The 19632-nt window shown below is 61.2% G+C and carries 24 protein-coding genes; 17 read left to right on the forward strand and 7 right to left on the reverse strand.

Annotated elements, in window-relative coordinates; translation table 11 throughout:
* Nucleotides 1-503: 503 nt before the first annotated feature.
* Complete coding sequence (locus HF916_RS02100; RefSeq protein ID WP_240975300.1) at nucleotides 504-1691, reverse strand: tyrosine-type recombinase/integrase; 1188 nt, start codon at nucleotides 1689-1691, stop codon at nucleotides 504-506.
* A gap of 51 nt (nucleotides 1692-1742) precedes the next feature.
* On the opposite strand from HF916_RS02100, the gene HF916_RS50195 reads away from it, so the two are divergent.
* The 17 genes from HF916_RS50195 (at nucleotide 1743) to istB (ending at nucleotide 14896) form a co-directional block, all read left to right on the forward strand.
* Nucleotides 1743-2069 (forward strand): hypothetical protein, encoded by a 327-nt coding sequence (locus tag HF916_RS50195; RefSeq protein ID WP_240975302.1) that lies wholly within the window; start codon nucleotides 1743-1745, stop codon nucleotides 2067-2069.
* Between the two features lie 274 nt (nucleotides 2070-2343).
* Nucleotides 2344-3378 carry a DNA-binding protein gene (locus HF916_RS02105; protein ID WP_168787640.1) on the forward strand — a complete coding sequence of 345 codons (1035 nt, stop codon included), beginning with the start codon at nucleotides 2344-2346 and terminating at the stop codon, nucleotides 3376-3378.
* A 34-nt stretch (nucleotides 3379-3412) separates the two neighbouring features.
* The gene (locus HF916_RS02110) at nucleotides 3413-3766 is read left to right on the forward strand and encodes a hypothetical protein (protein WP_168787641.1); all 354 of its coding nucleotides are present in this window, start codon (nucleotides 3413-3415) and stop codon (nucleotides 3764-3766) included.
* Nucleotides 3767-3824: 58 nt separating this feature from the next.
* Nucleotides 3825-4289 carry an SET domain-containing protein gene (locus tag HF916_RS02115; RefSeq protein ID WP_168787642.1) on the forward strand — a complete coding sequence of 155 codons (465 nt, stop codon included), beginning with the start codon at nucleotides 3825-3827 and terminating at the stop codon, nucleotides 4287-4289.
* A gap of 179 nt (nucleotides 4290-4468) precedes the next feature.
* Nucleotides 4469-4738 carry a type II toxin-antitoxin system ParD family antitoxin gene (locus HF916_RS02120; protein ID WP_088176933.1) on the forward strand — a complete coding sequence of 90 codons (270 nt, stop codon included), beginning with the start codon at nucleotides 4469-4471 and terminating at the stop codon, nucleotides 4736-4738.
* Complete coding sequence (locus tag HF916_RS02125; RefSeq protein ID WP_168787643.1) at nucleotides 4735-5055, forward strand: type II toxin-antitoxin system RelE/ParE family toxin; 321 nt, start codon at nucleotides 4735-4737, stop codon at nucleotides 5053-5055. Before HF916_RS02120 ends, HF916_RS02125 begins: the two co-directional genes overlap by 4 nt.
* A gap of 144 nt (nucleotides 5056-5199) precedes the next feature.
* Nucleotides 5200-6072 (forward strand): hypothetical protein, encoded by an 873-nt coding sequence (locus HF916_RS02130; RefSeq protein ID WP_168787644.1) that lies wholly within the window; start codon nucleotides 5200-5202, stop codon nucleotides 6070-6072.
* 16 nt (nucleotides 6073-6088) lie between these two features.
* Nucleotides 6089-7306, forward strand: a complete 1218-nt coding sequence (locus HF916_RS02135; RefSeq protein WP_168787645.1) for a hypothetical protein — start codon at nucleotides 6089-6091, stop codon at nucleotides 7304-7306.
* Between the two features lie 189 nt (nucleotides 7307-7495).
* The gene (locus HF916_RS02140; protein ID WP_168787646.1) at nucleotides 7496-7879 is read left to right on the forward strand and encodes a hypothetical protein; all 384 of its coding nucleotides are present in this window, start codon (nucleotides 7496-7498) and stop codon (nucleotides 7877-7879) included.
* Nucleotides 7880-8716: 837 nt separating this feature from the next.
* The gene (locus HF916_RS02145; RefSeq protein WP_168787647.1) at nucleotides 8717-8995 is read left to right on the forward strand and encodes an HU family DNA-binding protein; all 279 of its coding nucleotides are present in this window, start codon (nucleotides 8717-8719) and stop codon (nucleotides 8993-8995) included.
* On the forward strand, nucleotides 8992-10149 hold the full coding sequence (locus tag HF916_RS02150) for a PDDEXK nuclease domain-containing protein (RefSeq protein WP_168787648.1): 1158 nt from the start codon (nucleotides 8992-8994) through the stop codon (nucleotides 10147-10149). The genes HF916_RS02145 and HF916_RS02150 overlap by 4 nt, the downstream gene beginning before the upstream one ends.
* A gap of 91 nt (nucleotides 10150-10240) precedes the next feature.
* Nucleotides 10241-10825, forward strand: a complete 585-nt coding sequence (locus HF916_RS02155; protein ID WP_168787649.1) for a BPSL1445 family SYLF domain-containing lipoprotein — start codon at nucleotides 10241-10243, stop codon at nucleotides 10823-10825.
* A 264-nt stretch (nucleotides 10826-11089) separates the two neighbouring features.
* Complete coding sequence (locus HF916_RS02160; protein ID WP_168787650.1) at nucleotides 11090-11431, forward strand: transposase; 342 nt, start codon at nucleotides 11090-11092, stop codon at nucleotides 11429-11431.
* Between the two features lie 345 nt (nucleotides 11432-11776).
* Nucleotides 11777-12277 (forward strand): hypothetical protein, encoded by a 501-nt coding sequence (locus tag HF916_RS50200; RefSeq protein ID WP_240975187.1) that lies wholly within the window; start codon nucleotides 11777-11779, stop codon nucleotides 12275-12277.
* Nucleotides 12249-12647: a hypothetical protein gene (locus tag HF916_RS02170; RefSeq protein ID WP_168787652.1), complete on the forward strand. Its 399-nt coding sequence runs from the start codon at nucleotides 12249-12251 to the stop codon at nucleotides 12645-12647. The genes HF916_RS50200 and HF916_RS02170 overlap by 29 nt, the downstream gene beginning before the upstream one ends.
* Complete coding sequence (gene istA / locus HF916_RS02175) at nucleotides 12640-14118, forward strand: IS21 family transposase (protein ID WP_168787653.1); 1479 nt, start codon at nucleotides 12640-12642, stop codon at nucleotides 14116-14118. The genes HF916_RS02170 and istA overlap by 8 nt, the downstream gene beginning before the upstream one ends.
* Nucleotides 14105-14896, forward strand: coding sequence for an IS21-like element helper ATPase IstB (istB, locus tag HF916_RS02180; protein ID WP_206001714.1), 792 nt, complete (start codon nucleotides 14105-14107; stop codon nucleotides 14894-14896). The genes istA and istB overlap by 14 nt, the downstream gene beginning before the upstream one ends.
* Before the next feature lie 21 nt (nucleotides 14897-14917).
* Here istB and tnpB read toward each other — a convergent pair whose 3' ends face one another.
* The 6 genes from tnpB to HF916_RS02210 all read right to left on the reverse strand — a co-directional run bounded on the left by tnpB (nucleotide 14918) and on the right by HF916_RS02210 (nucleotide 19423).
* Nucleotides 14918-15157 (reverse strand): IS66 family insertion sequence element accessory protein TnpB, encoded by a 240-nt coding sequence (gene tnpB, locus HF916_RS02185; protein WP_168787654.1) that lies wholly within the window; start codon nucleotides 15155-15157, stop codon nucleotides 14918-14920.
* The gene (gene tnpA / locus HF916_RS02190) at nucleotides 15151-15564 is read right to left on the reverse strand and encodes an IS66 family insertion sequence element accessory protein TnpA (protein WP_168787655.1); all 414 of its coding nucleotides are present in this window, start codon (nucleotides 15562-15564) and stop codon (nucleotides 15151-15153) included. Before tnpA ends, tnpB begins: the two co-directional genes overlap by 7 nt.
* 53 nt (nucleotides 15565-15617) lie before the next feature.
* Nucleotides 15618-15923, reverse strand: a complete 306-nt coding sequence (locus HF916_RS02195) for a hypothetical protein (protein WP_206001762.1) — start codon at nucleotides 15921-15923, stop codon at nucleotides 15618-15620.
* A 242-nt stretch (nucleotides 15924-16165) separates the two neighbouring features.
* Nucleotides 16166-16522: a recombinase family protein gene (locus HF916_RS02200; protein WP_206001763.1), complete on the reverse strand. Its 357-nt coding sequence runs from the start codon at nucleotides 16520-16522 to the stop codon at nucleotides 16166-16168.
* A gap of 72 nt (nucleotides 16523-16594) precedes the next feature.
* On the reverse strand, nucleotides 16595-18658 hold the full coding sequence (locus tag HF916_RS02205; RefSeq protein ID WP_168787656.1) for a recombinase family protein: 2064 nt from the start codon (nucleotides 18656-18658) through the stop codon (nucleotides 16595-16597).
* A 321-nt stretch (nucleotides 18659-18979) separates the two neighbouring features.
* The gene (locus HF916_RS02210) at nucleotides 18980-19423 is read right to left on the reverse strand and encodes a recombinase family protein (RefSeq protein ID WP_240975304.1); all 444 of its coding nucleotides are present in this window, start codon (nucleotides 19421-19423) and stop codon (nucleotides 18980-18982) included.
* Nucleotides 19424-19632 lie beyond the last annotated feature (209 nt).

Below are 19632 nucleotides of genomic sequence, written 5' to 3' on the forward strand. Positions count from 1 at the left end.
GACTTGGCCTGCTAGTGGTTTCTGGATGTTTTCCTGCCCAGCGGCCGCAAGCACCGCACCCTACAAAGGAGGCGTGCATGCACCGGCACCTATGTGCAAATGAAATTACGGCACCAACCATGAGTTGTCGTGCCTAGGATGCACGGAATTTCACTCCGGAGCGCGGACGGCAGAAGCACCCCAGAAACCGCCGTTGACTACCCACCAGCCTGAGCGTCTGTTGAGGGTCGAAAGTGTGAGTTCGCTGATGGTGCGAACGTGACCGCAGGCCTTCGACCTGCAAATAGCAGCGTGATCTGTCATCGCCAGTGATATTGTTGCCTGAGCGCTTGCAATGACCATTGATCGAAGATTCGCTTGGCAACCGGATGGCAAGTTACGAGTACCGTCGATGGCGGGATATCTGACCGACGAAGCACGTGAGCGAAGCTTAAATCGCATCGGCCTGAAAACCTGCGTTTCAAGGCTTCTGAAACGCGTTCGCAACAGCCCGTCACGAACTGTCAACCGGGGGCCTGCCAGTCTATTCGGTGCTTTTCTTCTGTTTCGCGATGGCGCTCGTCGTCGGGCGTGTGCAGGTAGGGGTTCGTGCTCGTCAGTGATGCGTGCCGCAGGTTGTCGCGCACGGTGCGCAGATCGGCGCCGCCGTCGGCCATGTGGGAACCTGCGGTGTGGCGAAGCCAGTGTGCGGAGGCCTGCGCGAGTACGTCCGCCTGCGCCGCGTAACTGTCACCACGCAGCCGGAGTCGCACGGCTGCACCTGCAAAGATATCCTTGACGATGGTGTGCAGGGCGGCACGCGTCAGCGGCTTCATGGATTTGCCCAGAGGCAGCACGAGCGGCGTGTCTTCGTGCCGTGAGGGCAGGGCAGGCAGGCCGCGCGCGCGCCGGTAGCGTCCAAGTTCCACCATCATTTCCGCGGAGGCCGGCACCAGTCCCTCCTTGTCTCCTTTGCCCAGGATTTCCAGCCACCAGCGATCCTGACCGTCGGCATCACGCCGGCAGAAGAAGCATCCCATCGTGTTGCCGCCGACCTCCGAGATCCGCAGGCCGCCCAGATAGAACAGCGTGAACAGCCACCGTGCGCGCAGGTAACGCTCGCGCTCACGGGGAGTGTCCTTCGGCAGGCTGTCAATATCTGCCTTCACTTCCTGCCACAACTCGCGGTCGAGGTAGCGGGTGATCCGGGGCTTGGAACGGCGGGCGCGCTGGCGCGACAGCGACAGGGGGTTGCCCGCCAGATACCCGGCTTCGACGAGCCACGCGAACAGCGCATTGATGATGACCATGGCCTGGTACTGGCTGCTCGGCCCGAGTATTCCGTAGAACGGTCTCCAGCGCGGATCATGGCGCGGGTATTTGCGCCCGCCGTCGGCGACCCAGCGTGCGTTCGGCTGCGGGTCCTGCAGGAATTGCCGGAACAGCTGCAGGTCTTCGTGCGTGAGCGACGACAGCGGTTTGCCCAGTTGCACGATTGCCCAGAGCAGCAGCCGTTCGGCTTCCTTGCGGTAGTTCTCGAACGTGGTCTTCTTGTCGGCGACCCGAGCGAGCCACGCACGTACCGCGGCGAGATCGTCACGGGCAGCGATCTGCGCGTGACCGCGGGCCCGGTTGGTGCCGTCGCGGCCGTCGAGATCGGGCGGCAGTTCGAGCGCGTCCAGAGGACGTGGGGCGAGGAGTGCGGTTTTCACGGGCGGTGGGACGGGGGCGGACGGGTTCAGGGTGTCACGAGGAGTGCGAGCGTGGCGCCGCAAGGTTACCTTTACGGCGATCAGGACGTCTGGGCCTGCTGCGAATGGGTTCGGGAGTCGCCGCTCACGGCACTCCTCGATATGGCTGTCGCGTTGGAAATCGAACTGGTGTTCGGGGCGTTGACCGCCTGGTTGGAGGACATCGACCGCGGTGTCGATCCGCTTGAGCGCAACGATCGCAGACATTGCATGCGCCTGTGCGAAACCGACGACGGATTGCTGCTCATCAAGTGGACGAGGAGGGTAGAACGGAGGGTGCGTCGCGGGCGATCCGGAACACCAAGCGACATGCCGTTCGCAAGGACGAACGGCATGTGAACGCTGCCGGTTCGTGATCTCAATGTTCCGTGTCGCCGATCGGCGTTTCAGACCAGGAGCATGGTCGGCGCCAGATTCGCGCCAGCGGGCCGGGAACAAAATTATGCAGAAAACGGGAACAGAATCGTGCAAACCAACGGTGACGCAATCATGCGCCGGTCTGGCTAATAAAACTCAACATTATACGGTTAATGTCAAAATTATAATTCTAGGCTATTAGAATTGGGACGGTTTACGTAGTAATATTTATCAAAATTTATTGATGAAGGTCTTCATGAGCGACGTCCTGTCCCCGGATGCGGCACTGGCCGCCGATATCGCGCGCCTGAAGGCTGAATTCCCCAAAACCCGCGAGCTGTACCGCGAGGTCTGCGCACTGCTGTTCTTCCGCCATGGCATCACGCCGACCGCGAACCGGCTGTACCAGCTCGTGAAGCGGGGTAGCATGGGCACGCCGACCGCCGTGCTCGGCGAGTTCTGGACGGAACTGCGCGAGAAGAGCCGCGTTCGCATCGACCATCCCGACCTGCCCGCCGATCTCGGTGCGGCCGCGGGCGAACTGGTCGCGACCCTCTGGACGCGCGCAAGCACGTCGGCCGAAGCGTCGCTCGACGCGCTCCGCGCCGAAGTCGAGGCACAGCGGGCCGAATCGCAGCAGTCAGTGAACGCCGCCCGCGACGAACTGGGGCGCGTTGAGACTGCACTCGAACAGCGCACCGCGGCGCTACTGGCCGCGCAGGTCGAGGTCAGAAATCTCGAGAAAGCGCAGACCGAGGGCTACGCGCAGCGGCAGGCGCTGGAAGGCGACCTGACTCGGGTCAGGGCGACGCTCGCTGCGCGCGAGCGCGAGATCGTTGAGGTAAGGGAAGGGTTTTCGCGTGACCTCGACAAGCAGCGGGAAGCGGCCGGACGTGCCGAGGAGCGACTGCGGGCGTCGGAAAAGCGGGCACTGATGGAGATCGACCGCGAACGTGGTAGCGCGGCGAAGGTGCAGAAGGAACTGGATGAGGCCGCGCGTCGCGCAGACCAGAAGGAGGCCGACCATCGCCGTTCGCTGGAGACCGTCCAGGCGCAACTGGGCGATGCGCGTCATCAAACGGGCTTGCTGCAGGGGCGGCTGGATGCCGTCGCGACGGAGAATAGCCGGCTGCAGAACGAAGTGAAGACGCTGCGGGAAGCAGAAGCGCGTGCACGCGAAGCCCGGACTTTGTCAGCTGCGAACGAGAACAGAAAGACACCACGGTCGGTTCGTTCTCCGCGTACTGCGCCGACCGTCGCGGCCCCAACGCGACGCAAAAAGAAGTTATAAATGCGGTGTGATCCACCGCTGCAAGAATGGCGCCATGGCTGATACCTACCTGCTTGCCGGTTTGACGCTTCCCCAGGGCGTCGCGCATGAGTCCCTTCCTGAGAGAGTGACAATCTTTGTGTCGGATTGCTGGCCGGGCATGAGTCGTACGCAGATGTTGGCACGCGCGAAACGGCGAGGCCTGCGCCTGTCGTTCCGCGCAACAGTGCGGTGCTTACCGGGTGAATCCGGCGTGTTCGAGTTGCGCTTCAGCGACGGGACTGGCGAGTGCCTGATGCTGGCGCGCCTGTTGCGCATTGGAAACGGCAGCCCGAGATATCGTCGCATCAGACGGGCTGATGTGTCCCGGCCCCCGCCGCGCGATCCTCGGCAGACCCGGTTGTTGTGAGGAGACGGAACCGGTTGCTGCGTGGCGCGCTGCTCGCTATGCTCGCATCCTTTTACGGATGAGGAGGCAGGAATTGCGGCGCGTGACGGTCAGAAAATCGTCGGTTCATGGGAGAGGCGTCTTCGCGCTGCGGGCGATTTCTGCCGGTGAGCGCATTTTCGAATACCGCGGTGAGGTGACGTCCTGGCGAAAAGCGGCTGCCCGGCACCGACGATCCGGTGTGGCGGGCCATACCTTTATTTTCGGGCTGGCTGACGGGCGTGTAATCGACGGCAGCGTCGAGGGCAATAGCGCCCGCTGGCTGAACCACTCCTGCAAGCCAAACTGTGAGGCGATCGAGGACGAGCGGGGACGGGTTTTCATCGAGACGCTCACAGACGTGATGCCGGGCGAGGAGCTTTCTATCGCCTACGGACTGACTATCGATGGAGCGATTACGCCCGAATTGGTCGCCGACTATTCCTGCCACTGTGGGACGAAGCGGTGTACCGGTTCGATGCTGACCCCGGCGAGCGGAAATTAAGCTCGCCCCTGACAGACGCATCCCGTTTTTCCTTCGAAATGAATCGGCGCCAGAAGACCCGTCAAGCTGTGCGCCGTCCCGTCGCGCGCAGCCGCTATCGTCATCTGTGCAAGGCCGGCGCGCCTTGCCAGCACCCCGTCAACCGAGTAGGATTAAATCCTGTCAGCTTGGAGAGCGCCATGCGCACCACACAGCAGTTCAGCATTACCCTGCCCAACGAGATGGCCGAACTCATCCGCACCAAGGTCGCCAGCGGCGAATATGCTTCTGAAAGCGAGGTGATCCGCGACGGGCTACGCACCCTCGCGGCCCGCGACAGGGCCATCGAGGCCTGGCTGCGCGATGAGGTGGTGCCTGCGGCCGAAGCGTTGCGCGCGGAGCCGGCGCGCGCGCTCACGCCCGAGCAGGTGCGCGCTCACCTGGCGAAAAAGCGCTCGGGCGCCGCATGACCTACCGGGTGCAGTTTGCCCCGGAAGCGCGGGACCAGCTTGAGGACATAGAACGGTTCATCATTGAAGCGGGTTCGCCCGCCACTGCGGCTCGCTACGTGGACGCCATCGTGAATTTCTGCCTGCGCCTGCAGACGTTCCCTGAGCGCGGCGTCCCGCGCGATGATCTGTTACCTGGCCTGCGCGTGACCCACTACCGGCAGCGCGTGGTCATTGCTTACCTTCTGGATCCCGAGGTGGTGTCAATCGTTGGCGTGTTCTACGGCGGACAGGCCTGGGAACCATCTTTCGCAGACCCGACGGAACACGATCACTGATGACGCGTCCGCACCGTGGTCACCGACGCGAGCGGTCGGCGCACAATCGTCGAGTCGCTCGACGAGTAAGGCAGGAAATTGAGAAGCACGATCAAATGGAATAATCTCATCAGTCCGACTAGCCAACTGTTCTGAATCCGACGGATGCAGCTCGACATTTTCAACGACAGCCGTGACGTGATGCTGCGCAATGACGTCCTGTCAGCGTTGCAGCAGTACGATGCCGCGTGCGCCCGGCGTGCGCTGCAGGCCCTTGCGAACGAGTATCCAGACGATGTTGTCCAGGAGTATTTCGGTTCGATCGTCAATGCTCTCGAGGGCCGATCGACGGTACCGTTTGACCGTCACGAAGCCGCCCTGCAGGCTCGCCAGGCGTTATCTCACGAAGTCCAGCCCGCAGTCGCGCATGTGTTCCCGACGCAAAGTGCCGCGACCTGGCTCGCACCGCTCTGGGCAGAACTGGCCGGGCGCGCCGCTGCGCTGCCTTTCCGTGCGGATCACGCGGATGCGCACGCGGCGCCGCTCTTCCTGCTTGCTGCGCGGTGGGCCGAGGCCTTCGATGCGATATCGCGCATCGCGTCCTGGCGACGGATTCCAGCGCCGCTTTGCTGGATGACGGAGGCACGTTACCGGCTCGATGGCCTGGACGCGGCCTGGCCATTGTTGGTGGAACTTGCGTGGCTTTCTCCATCCCGGTTTGACCAGCTTTTGAGCCGGCTTGGCGACGCGTGCGTCAATACGCTGCGGCGCAACTTCGATACGTCATTCGACGACGCCGGCGACATTGACGATCTCGCATGGTTTCCGGCGTGGGTACTCACGGAAAAGGCCGGCCTCGCGCCGCTGTTCAAACAGGCAGAGCCTTCGCGACGTAATGCACCCGAGCGGGCGGCGAAGGTGATGCTCCAGTTACTCAGTCTGGAGCGTCAGGGCCGGCATCACGAACTGCTTGAAACCCGGCGCGAACTGCAGGCGCTCAACACGGCGTTGTACGCCGCCTATATGAAGACGCGCTGAGCTGGCACCCCGGAGCTTGACACGCACAACCTCTCACAAATGGGCTTTCGCCACGCGGTACCGTCGTGGCGCCTTCGGCTGGAAATCCGCGTTGCCGATCCAGCGTCTGAAAGAAGCGCTGGCGGAGATCCGGCAGATCGCCCGCGCCGACCCTGTTCTCGCCGCGGACGGCGCCGTCGCTTTGCTCGAAAAGCTTTCGCCGGCGCTTGAACACGTAGACAGCTCTTCGGGGGCAATTGGCACCGCCGTGAATCGCGCAATCGACGCGCTTGTGCCGGTCATCGCCGGGGTGGACGGGCCCGCGCCGGTCCGGATGCGTTGGCTGGAACGCCTGTTTGATGCGCTCCAGGACGACCCGATGCCGTATATTGAACAGTTGGGCGACCGCTGGGGTGATCTGTGCGCGTTGCCCGCCATCGCGTCAGCATGGGCAGACCGGCTGTTTCCGATTACAGCGCAGGTGATGGGCGCTGAAGGACTGGGAGAGCATTTCGCGGGTACCACCGCCTGCCTGAGTGCGCTCAATGCCGCTGGGCGCCCTGAGGAACTACTCGCTCTCGTGAATGGCGCGCGCCTGAACTGGTGGGGGCATCGCCAGTACGGGGTGGATGCACTGATCGCATTGAATCGTTCGGCTGAAGCACTGCGTTACGCGGAAGCGTCGAGGGGGCTGAACGCGCCCACTTCCGCCATCGCCGGCAAATGCGAAGCGATCCTTCTGTCGTCGGGCATGATGGACGAGGCATATCGGCGTTACGCAATCGAGGCCAATCAGGCCGCCACGCATCTTGCAACATTCCGTGCCATCGCGAAAAAATATCCGGACAGGAGTGCCGACAGCATCCTCCACAATCTGGTCGCGAGCAGTCCCGGCGCGGAGGGGAAATGGTTCGCCGCAGCGAAAGACGCCGGCCTGCTCGATCTGGCGGCGTCGCTCGCAATGCGCGGCCCCACCGACCCGCGAACCCTGACGCGGGCCGCACGCGATTTCGCGCAGCGTAAGCCTGAATTCGCGATGGCCTGTGGCACGGCAGCGTTGCACTGGATGGCCGCAGGCTTCGGGTACGAAATCACGGGGAGCGAGGTGCTGGATGCCTACGGTGCGCTGGCGGATGCGGCCCTTGCTTCCGGCATTGAATGCGACGAGCTCAACAAGCGTCTGCGGGAGCAGTTTGCGGACATTCCGGGGAATTCGTTCGTCGCCACGGTATTGGCACATCATTGGGCGGCATAAGGTCGCGAGATGCATCCTGGCCACGGCATGGACGGTTTCTGCACGCCCGAGGCCCGGCGGGTCGTCGTCAACGGATCGCTTCCGGTCGTATGGAACCAGCACCCGTTTTGCCGCGAATGACTGGACTGAAGCGCAACGCAGCTGGAGACGTAGTTTTATGACAGGCAGAATCGGTACAGGACTTGCATCATGAAAGAGTACAACCCCGAACGCGTACCCGAACCTGAGTCATGGCTTGAGCTTGACGAGCAGGAGCGAATTGCTCTCGTCGAAACGTACCACCGCGTCGCCCGGATCAAGCTTCCCAACGTCACGGCACACGCTGCGCTACACGCGGTCGTCGAAAACCAGATCGCCCTGAACCTTGAGCGCGTGGTTCGGGCGATGGATCGCCTCGGGAAAGAAGGGCTTACGCAACACGACGCGGTTCACGCGATGGGCTCAGTCGTCGCAGAACATCTGTTTGATATTTTGAAGACAGATCAGAACGACGATGCTGCGACTCCGCAGGCGCGTTACTACGCGGCTGTGGAGCGATTGACCGCCGCGAGCTGGCGCAGAGGGGAGCACTAATGCCGATACCATCGAAACTTTAGCCGTGGTCTGAGGCGAGGCAGCGTTTCAGATTGAGCCATGCTCATATCCAGATGGCGCGCGAACTGGGATTGAATCCCCGGAAATTCGGGTCACTGCTAACGGGCAGCAGGAACCGTGGGAGCGCCCCCTCGCGGAATTTATCGCGCATTGTTATCAAAAGCGCTTTGGCCATATTACGCCAGAACACGTGCAATCGCTGGAGGGCCTCATGAAGCGTGCCGAAGGGCGGCGCAGTGAGCGGCGGGAGAGAAAAACGAACAGAGCGGTTCCACCGACAGGGCCGCAACGTAGCGATGACGGATCGAGCGAAAAGTTGCGGGACTTCTGCGCACGTCGCGGTGAATAGGGCACGAACGGGGCGGACATGGTGACCGTCTGGGTGGGCGAAGTCGACCACGTACGCCAAGGATGCTTCTACTTTCGCTTCATTGCACGTCACTTCCTCGTTGTCGGTCGTCGCGAAGCTGCCCGATCGCAATGCAGCGCAAAGCCTTGCCGGGCAGGCGTTCCAGCGAAGCGTAACGGAGCGCATCAAATCTGCCAAGGAAAACTGTCACTCGTGATCACTCCAGTTATCAGATGTGGCGATTTTTTCTCCTTGCCGTTTTCCGGTCGTCGCCCGGTGACGGGCAATAGATTCGCGATTGATCTGCCGTGCCCGGGCGCTTCCGGCCCCTGACGGCGCCTGGCGAAGTCAATGCACCTTAAGTTGATCCGGTTACTGCGGAACCGGACCGCCCGCTGGTCGTGATTGCGCGAAGGCAGGCCGATCGGGTAGGGTGGCGAGATCCCAACCACAACGAGGAATCAACCGTGAACAAGCAGGAACTGGTGGATGCGGTCGCGGCGGTAACCGATGAAAGCAAGGCCGCGACCGGCGAGATGATCGACGCCGTGATCGCTGCGATCACCGGCGCGGTGACGAAGGGCGATACCGTCCAGCTGATCGGCTTCGGCTCGTTTTCGACAGGTGCGCGCGCCGCACGGATCGGCCGCAATCCGGCGACCGGCGCCGAAATCCAGATTCCCGCGGCGAAGACCGTCAAGTTCACGGCGGGCAAGGCGTTCAAGGATGCCGTCAACGCGTCATGACGAAGGTGGCGATCGCGCCCGGCGACTACGCCGGGCTGCACAAGGAAGTGGTCAGTGTCGTCGAGTCGGCGCGACGCACGGCGGCACGCAACGTCAATGCCGTGATGACCGCCGCCTACTGGGAGATCGGGCGGCGGATCGTTGCCAGTGAGCAGGGCGGGCAGGCGCGCGCCGGCTACGGACAGGCGCTGATCGCCCGGCTCGCGGACGACCTGACGCGTCGTTTCGGACGCGGATTCGGCCGGGCCAATCTGGCCAGCATGCGCGCCTTTTATTCCGCCTGGCCGGCGGCGGAGATTTTCCAGACAGTGTCTGGAAAATCTGCAACTCCCGAAAATGTCCAGACGCCGTCTGGAAAATCGCTGCCGGCGAAAGACGTCGTCGACGCCACGACAACGGCGCCCGATTACATGGCGCTGGCCACCCGGTTTACGTTGCCCTGGTCCGCCTATGTGCGCCTGCTTTCAGTGAAGACGGCCGCCGCCCGTGCTTTCTATGAAACAGAGGCGTTGCGCGAAGGCTGGTCGGTGCGCCAGCTTGACCGCCAGATCGGTAGCCAGCTTTACGAGCGGCTGGCGCTGTCGCGCAACAAGGCGGCCCTGCTCAGGAAAGCCGCCGATGTCCAGCCGGGTGATCTTCTTACGACAGAGGAGGCAATTCGCGACCCGTTCGTACTCGAGTTTCTCGACATCAAGGACGAGTACTCGGAGTCGGACCTTGAGGAAGCGCTGATCCAGCATCTGGCGGATTTCCTGCTGGAGCTTGGCGACGACTTCGCTTTCGTCGGCCGGCAGCGTCGCCTGAGAATCGACGACACCTGGTTCAGGGTCGATCTGGTGTTTTTCCATCGACGGTTGAGATGCCTGGTCATCATCGATCTCAAGGTCGGTCGCTTCAGCTATGCGGACGCCGGACAGATGCATCTCTATCTGAACTATGCGCGCGAGCACTGGATGAAGCCTGGGGAGAATCCACCTGTCGGTCTGATCCTTTGCGCCGAAAAAGGTGCGGCCGAAGCACACTACGCGCTGGACAACCTGCCGAACAAGATTCTCGCGGCGGAATACCAGACGGTGTTGCCCGATGAGGCGATGATCGTGCAGGAACTGGAGCGCACAACAGCGGAACTGGAGCGGCGTACCGGCGCTTCGTAATGTTCGGTCCCGATGCCTGACCGATCCCATCGCGGTCATCTGAAGACGAGGCCGCGACCCGGTAACCCATGCAACAACGACGGAGGTAGCGATGAACAGAAGAGGTTTTGTGCGGACGGGCGCAATGCTAGTTGGCGCGGGTCTTACTCTTACGGTCTCCCTGGGGGCGGTAAGCGATGCCATTGCCAACGAGTCCAACGATTCGAAGCGGCGGGCGATCGATGCAAAGGTCCATGGGACCCTGTCGAAGCTGTACGCGAACGTCGGGGGTTCCCGGGAATTGGTCGACAAGGCGAACGGTGTGCTCGTGTTCCCATCGGTGATCAAGGTTGGCTTCGTCGCCGGTGGCGAGTACGGCGAAGGCGCATTGCGCGTAGGCGGGAAATCCGTTGGTTACTACAGCACGGTATCCGGGTCATTTGGCCTGCAGGCAGGGGCTCAATCGAAGGCCGTTATCTTCCTGTTCATGACCCATGATGCGCTCAACAGCTTTCGCCGTTCCAAAGGCTGGTCGGTCGGCGGAGAAGGGTCAGTCGCGCTCTTGAAGGTCGGTGCGAACGGTGCGATCGATACGACAACGGCAACCGCACCAGTCAATGCGATCGTGCTGACCAATGCCGGTCTGATGGGAGATGTGTCGCTCTCGGGAACCAAGGTCTCGCGACTCAAAATTTGAGTGCGGCGGTGGCCGCGTTCGTTTTGCGAGGCTTCGGGCGGATTCGTGAGCCGAATGGCGGTTTGCGGGTGCATACGCGATGCTTGAGCGTCGAGGCGACTGTAGATTCGATGCCCCTTTGTGGCCGCACCCAACCCGGTCAGCCTACCGAAAGTCAAGACCGGCCGCTATCGGATCGTAAGCGTCATTTGAAGGCCGTATCGACATCGACGTTGAGAGTGTCCAAAGTGATGCCCATCACTTCGAGTAGTGGGGACCACTTTGATGACAGAGATCGACTGTGCTGGGAGCCGCAAGGGGCGGCCGAATTGCGCGCCTGAATTCCGGCGTGAAGTTGCGATAGCAGCGTGCGAGCCGGGCATCTCGGTGGCAAAGCTCGCGCAGTCGCACGGTCTGAATCCGAACATGGTGTTCAAGTGGCGCAGGCAGTACCGTGCGGGTCTGCTGGACAACAAGACGGTGAGCGAGCCGGCAGTGTTCATTCCGGTGGCGATATCGCCGGATGATTCGATGGCGGTTTCGTCGCTACCGGTGCCGACAGCGCAATTGCCATTGCGCGCACAGGAAGCCGCGACTTCAGGTACGCGCGTCACCGCGACGGCGTGATACGGCTCGCGCGCCGGGATCTCAATGCCCTCGAGCCAGGCGTTCAGTTCAGCAAGCGTAAAGCCGCGTTGCGCGAGCGCCAGTGGTGACGGAAAGCGGCCTCTTTCAAGGCGCTTGTACCAGAGTGTCATTGGCGTTCTGAAAGTCGTTTAAATCTGTCGGTCTGAAATCCACCTCTTCGCTGGTTTTCTTCGGGTTCGTCTATTTATCAAGGACGTGACTCTTCTTGCGCATTTTCTTCGTTCATCCTAGGCGTTTTCTTCCTTTATTGGTCCCGTTTGTCGGGATCAACCGGTTAAGGTTGCTCGCGGGTGGTGGCGCATGATCGGCGCAAGGGGGCCGATCATGAAACGCCAACGACAACGGCAGTGTTCCGGTTGCGGAGCGTTGTTCCGCCCGGACCCGCGCAACGTCAGACACCAGCGGTATTGCAGCGCCCTCGCGTGCCGTCAGGCGAGCAAGGCGGCCAGTCAGCGCCAGTGGCTTTCCCAATCTGAGAATCAGGACTACTTCCGCGGCCCGCAAAACGTCGCGCGGGTGCAGCGCTGGCGCGAACAGCATCCAGGATACTGGCGGCGTTCAGGTGTGCGGGAGGGCGGTGCGTTACAAGATGACTCCTGCGTGCAAGCCATTGAAACAAAAGAGGAATCGCCATTCTTAACGGGCGATGCGTTACAAGATGTCCTGTCGGCGCAACCCGCCGTGCTGATTGGGTTGATCGCCCATCTGACTGACAGTGCGTTACAAGAAGACATCGCGCTGAGCACCCGGCGCCTGCTACAACTGGGACAGGACATTCTGAGCGGGAGACGCGAGCATGGTGATCAAGCGGGTCATCTGCCCTGAGCGGATCCGGCAGGTTCCGGCGCAGTTCAGCTGGATCGATCACCGGCTGGTGCGCGAGCGGTATATCGAGCGCTGTGACGCCTGTGCTGCCGCGCTGTACCTGTTTCTGGTCACCGTTGCTGATGCCCAGGGCCTGAGCTACTACGCGGACACGTCGCTTGCGCAGCGGCTGTCGATGGCCCCGGCGCGCCTGTCGATGGCGCGCAGCGATCTGGTGCGTATCGGCCTGATCGCCTGGCAAAGGCCGCTGTATCAGGTGCTGGCGCTCGATACACCGCCGCCGGAGTCGGCGCCGCCCGCGCCTGCTCAAGCCGACGTGGCGACCCATCTGGAGCGGCTGCACGCGGCGCTGGGCAAACGCCATGCTTGATTACGAGACGTACTGCAGGATCCGCGACTGCCATGACCGGCAGCATCTGACGATCACGCAGACGGCGCGCGCGCTCGGGCTGCATGCGCAAACGGTGGCGAAATGGATCAGGGCGGGCGCGTATCAGCCGCGCCGCTCGCCACGGCGCGCGAGCCGGCTCGATCCGTTCAAGGCGCAGGTGGTTCGCTGGCTCGATGCGCATCCGTATAGCGTTCAGCAGGTCTTCCAGCGCCTGCGCGAAGCGGGCTTCGAAGGCGGCTACACGATTGTGCGCGACTATGTGAGCGCAATCCGCCCACCGCGACACGAGGCGTTCCTGAAACTTGCCTTCACTCCCGGGGAGTGTGCCCAGATTGATTGGGGCGAATACGGCACGATTGATGTGGGCTCGACGCGCCGGCGACTGTCGTTCTTCGTCATGGTGCTGTGCTATAGCCGCCTGATGTATGTCGAATTCACCGTGTCGCAGACGATGGAGCACTTCCTCGCATGCCATGAGCACGCGTTCGCAGCCTTCCATGGTTGCCCGGCCAGGGTGATGGTGGACAATCTGAAGTCAGCGGTACTGCAGCGCCTGGTGGGCGAGGCGCCGGTGTTCAATCCGCGCTATCTGGATGCGGCGCGTCACTGGGGATTCGACATCGTGGCCTGCAATGTAGGAAAAGGCAACGAAAAAGGACGGGTCGAAAATGGTGTAGGTTACGTCAAGAAAAATCTCCTCAACGGGCTTGAGCTCGCCGGGTTCAGCGCGATCAACCCCGCGGCCCAGCTCTGGCTCGAGACCATCGCCAATGTGCGTATACACGGTGAGACGCACCAGCGCCCCGTCGATCTGTTTGCAGCCGAGCAGGCGCATCTGAAACCGCTGAATCCATCAGCCTACGATGTCGCACGCATTGTGACGGTGCGTGCCAGCAAGCAGTTTCGCGTGGCGCTGGACACCAACCATTATTCCGTGCCGGCCCGGTATGCGAGTGCGCGTGTGACGCTCAAGGCATATCCCGAGCGGGTCTGCATCTACCACGACAACCAGCTGATCGCCCGACATGTGCGAAGCTACGATCGCCATCAGGATATTGAGGATCCCGAACATCCCAAGGCACTGCTCGCACAACGCCGCAATGCCCGGGAACAGCGGCTGATGATGCAGTTCCTGAAACTGGGCCCGCATGCCCAGGCCTATTACGACGGACTCGATCAACGACGTACCAATGCGCGACAGCACGTGCGAAAGATCATCGCATTAAGCGAGATCTACGGCGTCGAGGCGGTCGGGCGTGCCATGCGTGATGGGCTTGCGTTTCACGCCTTCAGTTGCGAGTACATCGCCAACATTCTGGAGATGAAAGCCCGGCAGATTCCCGAAGTCGGCGCGCTGCACCTGGTCCGCCATCAGGATCTGCTGGACATCGAACTCGCGCAACCGGATCTCTCGCACTACGGACCGGAGGAGCCCCATGACGAAAGCTGAACACACCACCATGCACCAGCGCAAACCCGCCATCGATACGTTGCCTGCACAACTCACGGAACTACACCTGAGCTACGTGCTGCAACATTACGAGGCACTGGCTGGCGACGCGGGCGCGCAGCACTGGTCGCATGTCGACTATCTGGCCCACCTGATCGAGGGCGAAGCGCATCGTCGCGAGGATCGTAGTATCGCCCGGCGCATCGCCCTGGCCCGTTTCCCGATACTCAAGACGCTCGACCAGTTCGAATGGAGCTGGCCCACCCACATCAACCGGCTGCAGATCCAGAACCTGTTCCGGCTGAACTTCATCGAAGAGTCGGCTAACGTGATCTTCCTCGGCGGCGTCGGGCTCGGCAAGAGTCACCTGAGTATTGCGCTCGGACATACCGCGTGCCTGCGCGGCTACCCGGTGCTCTTCGCTAACGCGGTGGATATCATTAACTCGGTGAACGCCGCCTATGCGCATGGCGGCCTCAAACGCGAATTGCGCCGCTACGTCAAACCGCGCCTGCTTATTGTCGATGAACTGGGATATTTACCCATCGATAAACAGGGTGCCGACGCGCTGTTCCAGATCATCAGTCAACGATATGAAAAGAGCGCAACCATCATCAACTCCAATCGTGCCTTTAAACACTGGGCTGAGATCTTCAACCACGACACCACGCTCACCTCCGCGTTGCTCGATCGCATCCTTCATCACGCCGAGACTGTCGTCATCGAAGGCAAAAGCTATCGGATGAAAGACCAGATCGACCCTGATCCTGCCGCTTGACCGTCTTCAGCATAGTGAGTTTCAAACCGTCCGTTTTGCGTGACATTCGCGCCGCTCCTGACACCAGAGCGCGAAGCCGGTGCGATCCCAGTATAGGCATTTGACTTTCGAGCGGTCCCGGCCGACGAACACGAACAGATTGCCCGAGACAGGGTTCTGGGCAAGCAGTGGTTCGACCAGATACGACAGGCCGTCGATGGATTTGCGCATGTCGACCGGCTCACGGCAGATATACGCACGAACATCGGCTGCGATCAGCACCGGTTACCTCCGAGCTGTCCGAGCACGAAACGCACGATGCGCTCGGCATGAGCACCGGTCAGCTCGATGCGAACACCGGCGAGCGACAACGTCACCCGATCACGCGAAGACGACAAAGCGTCCGCCGTCGACGGTGGCGCAGGAGTGGCTGGCGCGGTGTCCGGACGGGAAACGATAAATGCCGCGTCCGGGGTGACCGCGAGCGGGTGCGCGTCTGCTCGTACCTCGCCAGAGAGCTTCTTGCGCCACAGGCCGAAGGTACTGACGGCGAGCCCCTGTTCACGACAGAAACGTCGAAGGCCCAGTCCGCTTGTGGTCCATGCCATGACCATCTCGCGCCAGAATGCTTCGCCTTGCCGGGGGCGTCGTGCGCCCGTCGGTTCGGCCTCGCCCGTTGTGTCGTCCATTGCCTTGCTCCGTCGTTACGATGGCATCACCTTCGCACCGCGCTTACGTGCGTTCAAGACGGGAGGCGCTGACGGATACGTTGCAGGGTGACGCCTTTGCGGCGCAGTTCCCGGTGAATGACGCTGCAATCCGGTTCGATCCGCTTCGACGGATCAGGCGACGATGCCGACGACAGTACACGCCGTTCAAGCTCATCCTCTTCCAGTGGCTCAATCGCCGCCCAGTCGAGTCCGGCTGCTGCGGCAAGCTGAAGATACTGGGTGATCGTCGCAAGGCCGACGCCGAGCGCGCCCTGCACCTGGCGGTGTGTGAGATTGCAAGCCAGCTTCAGGCGAAGCACTTCCTTGATTCTGCGCATGGTTGTCCGGTGAGCCGGCATCGTCAATATCTCCCAAAGGGAGCTACCTTAATGCCGACGGATTGATCCATACGCAGCACCGCCAACCTGAAACTGACGATCCGCTTCGCTTTGCCGAACGCTGGTTTCGGGAATCCGAACAGGCTGTTCGGCAAACCGAACAGCCGTTTCGGAACACCAGCGTTCTCGTTCGGCTTTACCCGAAATGCGTGTTCGTCATCCAGCAAAGACCTTGTTCGGCTTCAACCGAAAACCCTGTTCGGCTTTGCCGAAATACGCAGGTTCAGCGTCCGCAGCGCGGTCGACGCGGTGAGAGGCTGAAAGGTGATCAGCTTCTCGTTGCGCATGCGGGATGGAAACCGAAGACCTTCATTCTTGAAGACCTTGACTGTCTGACTGGCCGAGCCTACCCGTGAGAACGTTTCGAAGAAGTACGCGATTGTCTCCCTGACCTGCAAGTCTGGGTCAAGCACCACGTTGCCGAGTTCGTCGTACACGAAGCCAGTCGGGAGTGGACAGCGATACTCGCCACGGCGCGCCTTGTTCAGGATCCCTCCGCGCAATCGGGCTTTGATGACGTGGAGCTCCGCCTCGCTCATCGTACCCTTGAGCCCGAGAAGAAGCCTGTCGTTGAAAGACGCAGGGTTATACGATCGGTCATGTTGATGCCCTCATGTGTTTGCTCGCGGGGCGATAACGAGATGGTTTCGCACGCCCGATTTGAGCTCATGGAGAGCGGATATGCTCTCCGGGGTATTGGGAAACAGGAAACGTTTGTCATGCGAATCGCGCTGGACACAGATGACGCCGTCGCGGATGCGTCGCTTGATCCACGAGGTCGAAACCTGCAGGGATTGCGCGACATCGGCAACGGTCAACCATCCAGAGATGTGCCGCGCACGCATTGATCTGGCGTCGTGCAATACACGATGACGCTGCCGGATGAGCTGTACGGTCCGTGCCGGGACATGGCTGCATCGGGCCGAGTGATACCCCTCCTGGGACAGTATTCCGGCTATTGTGGCATCGTCGATGCCCTGCCGGGCAAGTTCAAGCACGCGGGCTTCCATCTCGGCGCCCCTGGTGAGTGCCCGCGCGGCATGCACACGCGGCTCGACCTCCAGTTGGGAGATCTCACCACCTCGCCAGACAACACGGATTGCGATCCGATCACGCGTTACCCGGTGCAGGATCACTTTATCAATCAGGGAACGCAGCAGGGCCTTCTTGCTCTCGCGATTGACTTGCGGTCGCTGCCAGATTTCCGGTAGCTGGGTACCGAGCGCAAGAAAGTCATTTTGCTCTTCAGCACTGAGCGCCTCCGGTTTGCATGCCTCAACCTGATGACGGGCAAGCGCATCCTCCGCCTGTCGCAGTTCGCGCAGCGCCGTTTCCCACCGCCGTTCAAGCTCGGCAGCAATCAGACGGTTATCCGGATCGACGCGATTGTATTGGCGCTCGGCCAGGAGCGCCTGATAGCGTAGCCGTTCGACCTGCTGCACCTCTGCCCGGTTGGCGGCATCACGGGTCTGCTGTCTTGCATGGTTTGCACCCGCCCACGTTTCGAGCTCCGCGGGTCCAACTGCCGCGAGGAAGGCCTCCACGACCCGCGCATCAATAAGGTCAGCAGGGAGGTGCTGGCATAGTTGGCCACCCTGACTACGCAGCAGATAGTTACAGACGTACCTGTTCGCATTCTTGTACTGCACCGCCATCTTGTGACCGCATTGCCCGCACCAGACGATGCCCTGGAGCACGGCTGCACCGTCGCGGGGTATCCCGCGCGTCTGGTTTCGCTGATATTCCGCATGGTTATCGCGCAACATGGCCTGGACCTGTTCGAAACGTTCCCAGTCGAGGTAGACAGGATAACGGTCTTTCACGACGATTTTCCATTCTGACATAGGACAGCGTTCTGTGATGAGCTTGCCGTTGGCATAAGTCGAATGGCACGACCGGGTTCGACCATAGACGAACGCACCCGCGTAGGCAGGATTCTTCAGAATCGCCGTGAGCATATTGGCCGTTGGTGAACGCCAGATGATGTCGCCAAACCGGTCGCGCCGCGGCAAGGTCAGCGCGTGATCGCGGAAGCGGCGCATTACTTTGCCCACCGACCCAAGACCCAGAAACGTCGTAAAGATCAGCGATACCCGATCCTGCACCTCCTGGTTCGGATCTTTATGCACCATGCCGTTGGTGTCGCGCTCGAGTCCTGCGGGTAGCAGCAACGCCAGTTCACCGCGCTTTGCCTTGTTCAGCAGTCCGGCCGTCAGGCGGCCACGCAGGGTGTGCAACTCGACCTCGGAAATCGTGCCCTTCAAACCCAGCAAAAGGCGTCCGTTCGCAGAACCCGGATCATATACGCCATCGCGATCGCCGATAAGACATTGGCGAAACCCACACAGATCCAGCAAGGGATACCAGTCCGTGCAATTACGTGCAAGCCGGGTTACTTCGTACGAGAGGATGATGCCGACCTCGCCCAGGGTCACGCGGGCAATCACATCCTTGAAGCCCTCACGATGCGAAAGCGTCGAGCCACTTAGGCCAAGATCCATGTCGACCACCTCGATATTCGCATCATCCCAGCCCAGATCGCTTGCCCGCTGGCGCAGCGCATACTGCAATCGCAGGCTTTCCTGATTGGTTACTACCTGGTTCGGAGTGGATTGCCTGATATAGATTATTGCCTTACGGCACAGATGTCGGGCCGTTACAAGTTCCGATGTCATGGCTTGTCCCTCGAGGCAGCAACCGTATTCTGTAAATCGCAATTCCCATCTATTATCAAGCACTCCTTATTTAAATAGAAGACTGATCCATGATTTTCTGGTGACTCCAGCTCTCTGGCCACACGAACCAGTTCCCGGACGCTATCGGCCGATAGTTTGCTCGATGGTAGACGCTCAGACGTCGGACGGAGAGAAGTCGCCACCACCGGAATTTTTAACAGGACGTCGTCCCGATAAGCGACGGTGACTTGACCATATGCGCCGACCGTGGCCGCCGATGCCACGACAGCAAAGGTGCGGCCATACAGCGGATGGGCGGGATCAGTGACAGTTACCTGTTCCAGCCGCCCTGTTGGCAGCCGAACAGGGGTACCAAGATGTGTCCTCGTAGACACCATCCTCATCGAGAATGAGCGTATCAGCGAAGGCGCAGATCTCCAGCAGACAATGCCAGTCGGCATTGTTTCTTGCCAGGCGGGACACCTCCAGGCCCATGACGATGCCCGCGCGTCCCATGCCGACATCCGTGACCAGTCGTTGAAATCCTTCCCGCCAGGACGCCGATGCGCCAGACTCGCCCTGGTCGCTATCGATGGTAATGATCTGGTCGTCGCGCCAGCCAAGCGCGGTCGCACGCCCACGAAGGGCATATTGCCGCTTCGTGCTCTCGACGTTCTCGACGACCTGTTTCATCGACGACTGCCGGACGTAAAGGTAAGCGCCCCGTTCGAGGTGCTGAGGTTGAACTTTAAGCGATGCGTTCATGCTGTTCTCCGCTCATTGATCGTCATGACAATGCCTGCGAGTGCGTGAATGACGGTGCAGCGCTCGAAGGGCTGTGCTTGTGATGGGGATCGGGGCGGAGTCTGTTCCGACTGGGTGCCAGCGGTGACCAGCATGCATGCCCATGTCCACATGCCTCGATTTAGAAAAACGTTGAGCCCACGCCGGGCGTCTGCTGGCAGAGCCTCCCC

Origin of the sequence: Paraburkholderia aromaticivorans (assembly GCF_012689525.1) — a bacterium.
GTDB lineage: Bacteria > Pseudomonadota > Gammaproteobacteria > Burkholderiales > Burkholderiaceae > Paraburkholderia > Paraburkholderia aromaticivorans_A.

Coding starts and splice junctions, on each gene's coding strand:
- HF916_RS02195 (WP_206001762.1), bottom strand. CDS start 15,923: ATGCGCAGAATCAAGGAAGTGCTTCGCCTGAAGCTGGCTTGCAATCTC.
- HF916_RS02120 (WP_088176933.1), top strand. CDS start 4,469: ATGCGCACCACACAGCAGTTCAGCATTACCCTGCCCAACGAGATGGCC.
- istB (WP_206001714.1), top strand. CDS start 14,105: ATGACGAAAGCTGAACACACCACCATGCACCAGCGCAAACCCGCCATC.
- HF916_RS02210 (WP_240975304.1), bottom strand. CDS start 19,423: ATGAACGCATCGCTTAAAGTTCAACCTCAGCACCTCGAACGGGGCGCT.
- HF916_RS02110 (WP_168787641.1), top strand. CDS start 3,413: ATGGCTGATACCTACCTGCTTGCCGGTTTGACGCTTCCCCAGGGCGTC.
- HF916_RS02115 (WP_168787642.1), top strand. CDS start 3,825: ATGAGGAGGCAGGAATTGCGGCGCGTGACGGTCAGAAAATCGTCGGTT.
- tnpA (WP_168787655.1), bottom strand. CDS start 15,564: ATGGACGACACAACGGGCGAGGCCGAACCGACGGGCGCACGACGCCCC.
- HF916_RS50200 (WP_240975187.1), top strand. CDS start 11,777: ATGAAACGCCAACGACAACGGCAGTGTTCCGGTTGCGGAGCGTTGTTC.
- HF916_RS02150 (WP_168787648.1), top strand. CDS start 8,992: ATGACGAAGGTGGCGATCGCGCCCGGCGACTACGCCGGGCTGCACAAG.
- HF916_RS02170 (WP_168787652.1), top strand. CDS start 12,249: ATGGTGATCAAGCGGGTCATCTGCCCTGAGCGGATCCGGCAGGTTCCG.
- HF916_RS02200 (WP_206001763.1), bottom strand. CDS start 16,522: ATGAGCGAGGCGGAGCTCCACGTCATCAAAGCCCGATTGCGCGGAGGG.
- HF916_RS02105 (WP_168787640.1), top strand. CDS start 2,344: ATGAGCGACGTCCTGTCCCCGGATGCGGCACTGGCCGCCGATATCGCG.
- HF916_RS02125 (WP_168787643.1), top strand. CDS start 4,735: ATGACCTACCGGGTGCAGTTTGCCCCGGAAGCGCGGGACCAGCTTGAG.
- HF916_RS02205 (WP_168787656.1), bottom strand. CDS start 18,658: ATGACATCGGAACTTGTAACGGCCCGACATCTGTGCCGTAAGGCAATA.
- HF916_RS02155 (WP_168787649.1), top strand. CDS start 10,241: ATGAACAGAAGAGGTTTTGTGCGGACGGGCGCAATGCTAGTTGGCGCG.
- HF916_RS02160 (WP_168787650.1), top strand. CDS start 11,090: ATGACAGAGATCGACTGTGCTGGGAGCCGCAAGGGGCGGCCGAATTGC.
- istA (WP_168787653.1), top strand. CDS start 12,640: ATGCTTGATTACGAGACGTACTGCAGGATCCGCGACTGCCATGACCGG.
- HF916_RS02130 (WP_168787644.1), top strand. CDS start 5,200: ATGCAGCTCGACATTTTCAACGACAGCCGTGACGTGATGCTGCGCAAT.
- HF916_RS02140 (WP_168787646.1), top strand. CDS start 7,496: ATGAAAGAGTACAACCCCGAACGCGTACCCGAACCTGAGTCATGGCTT.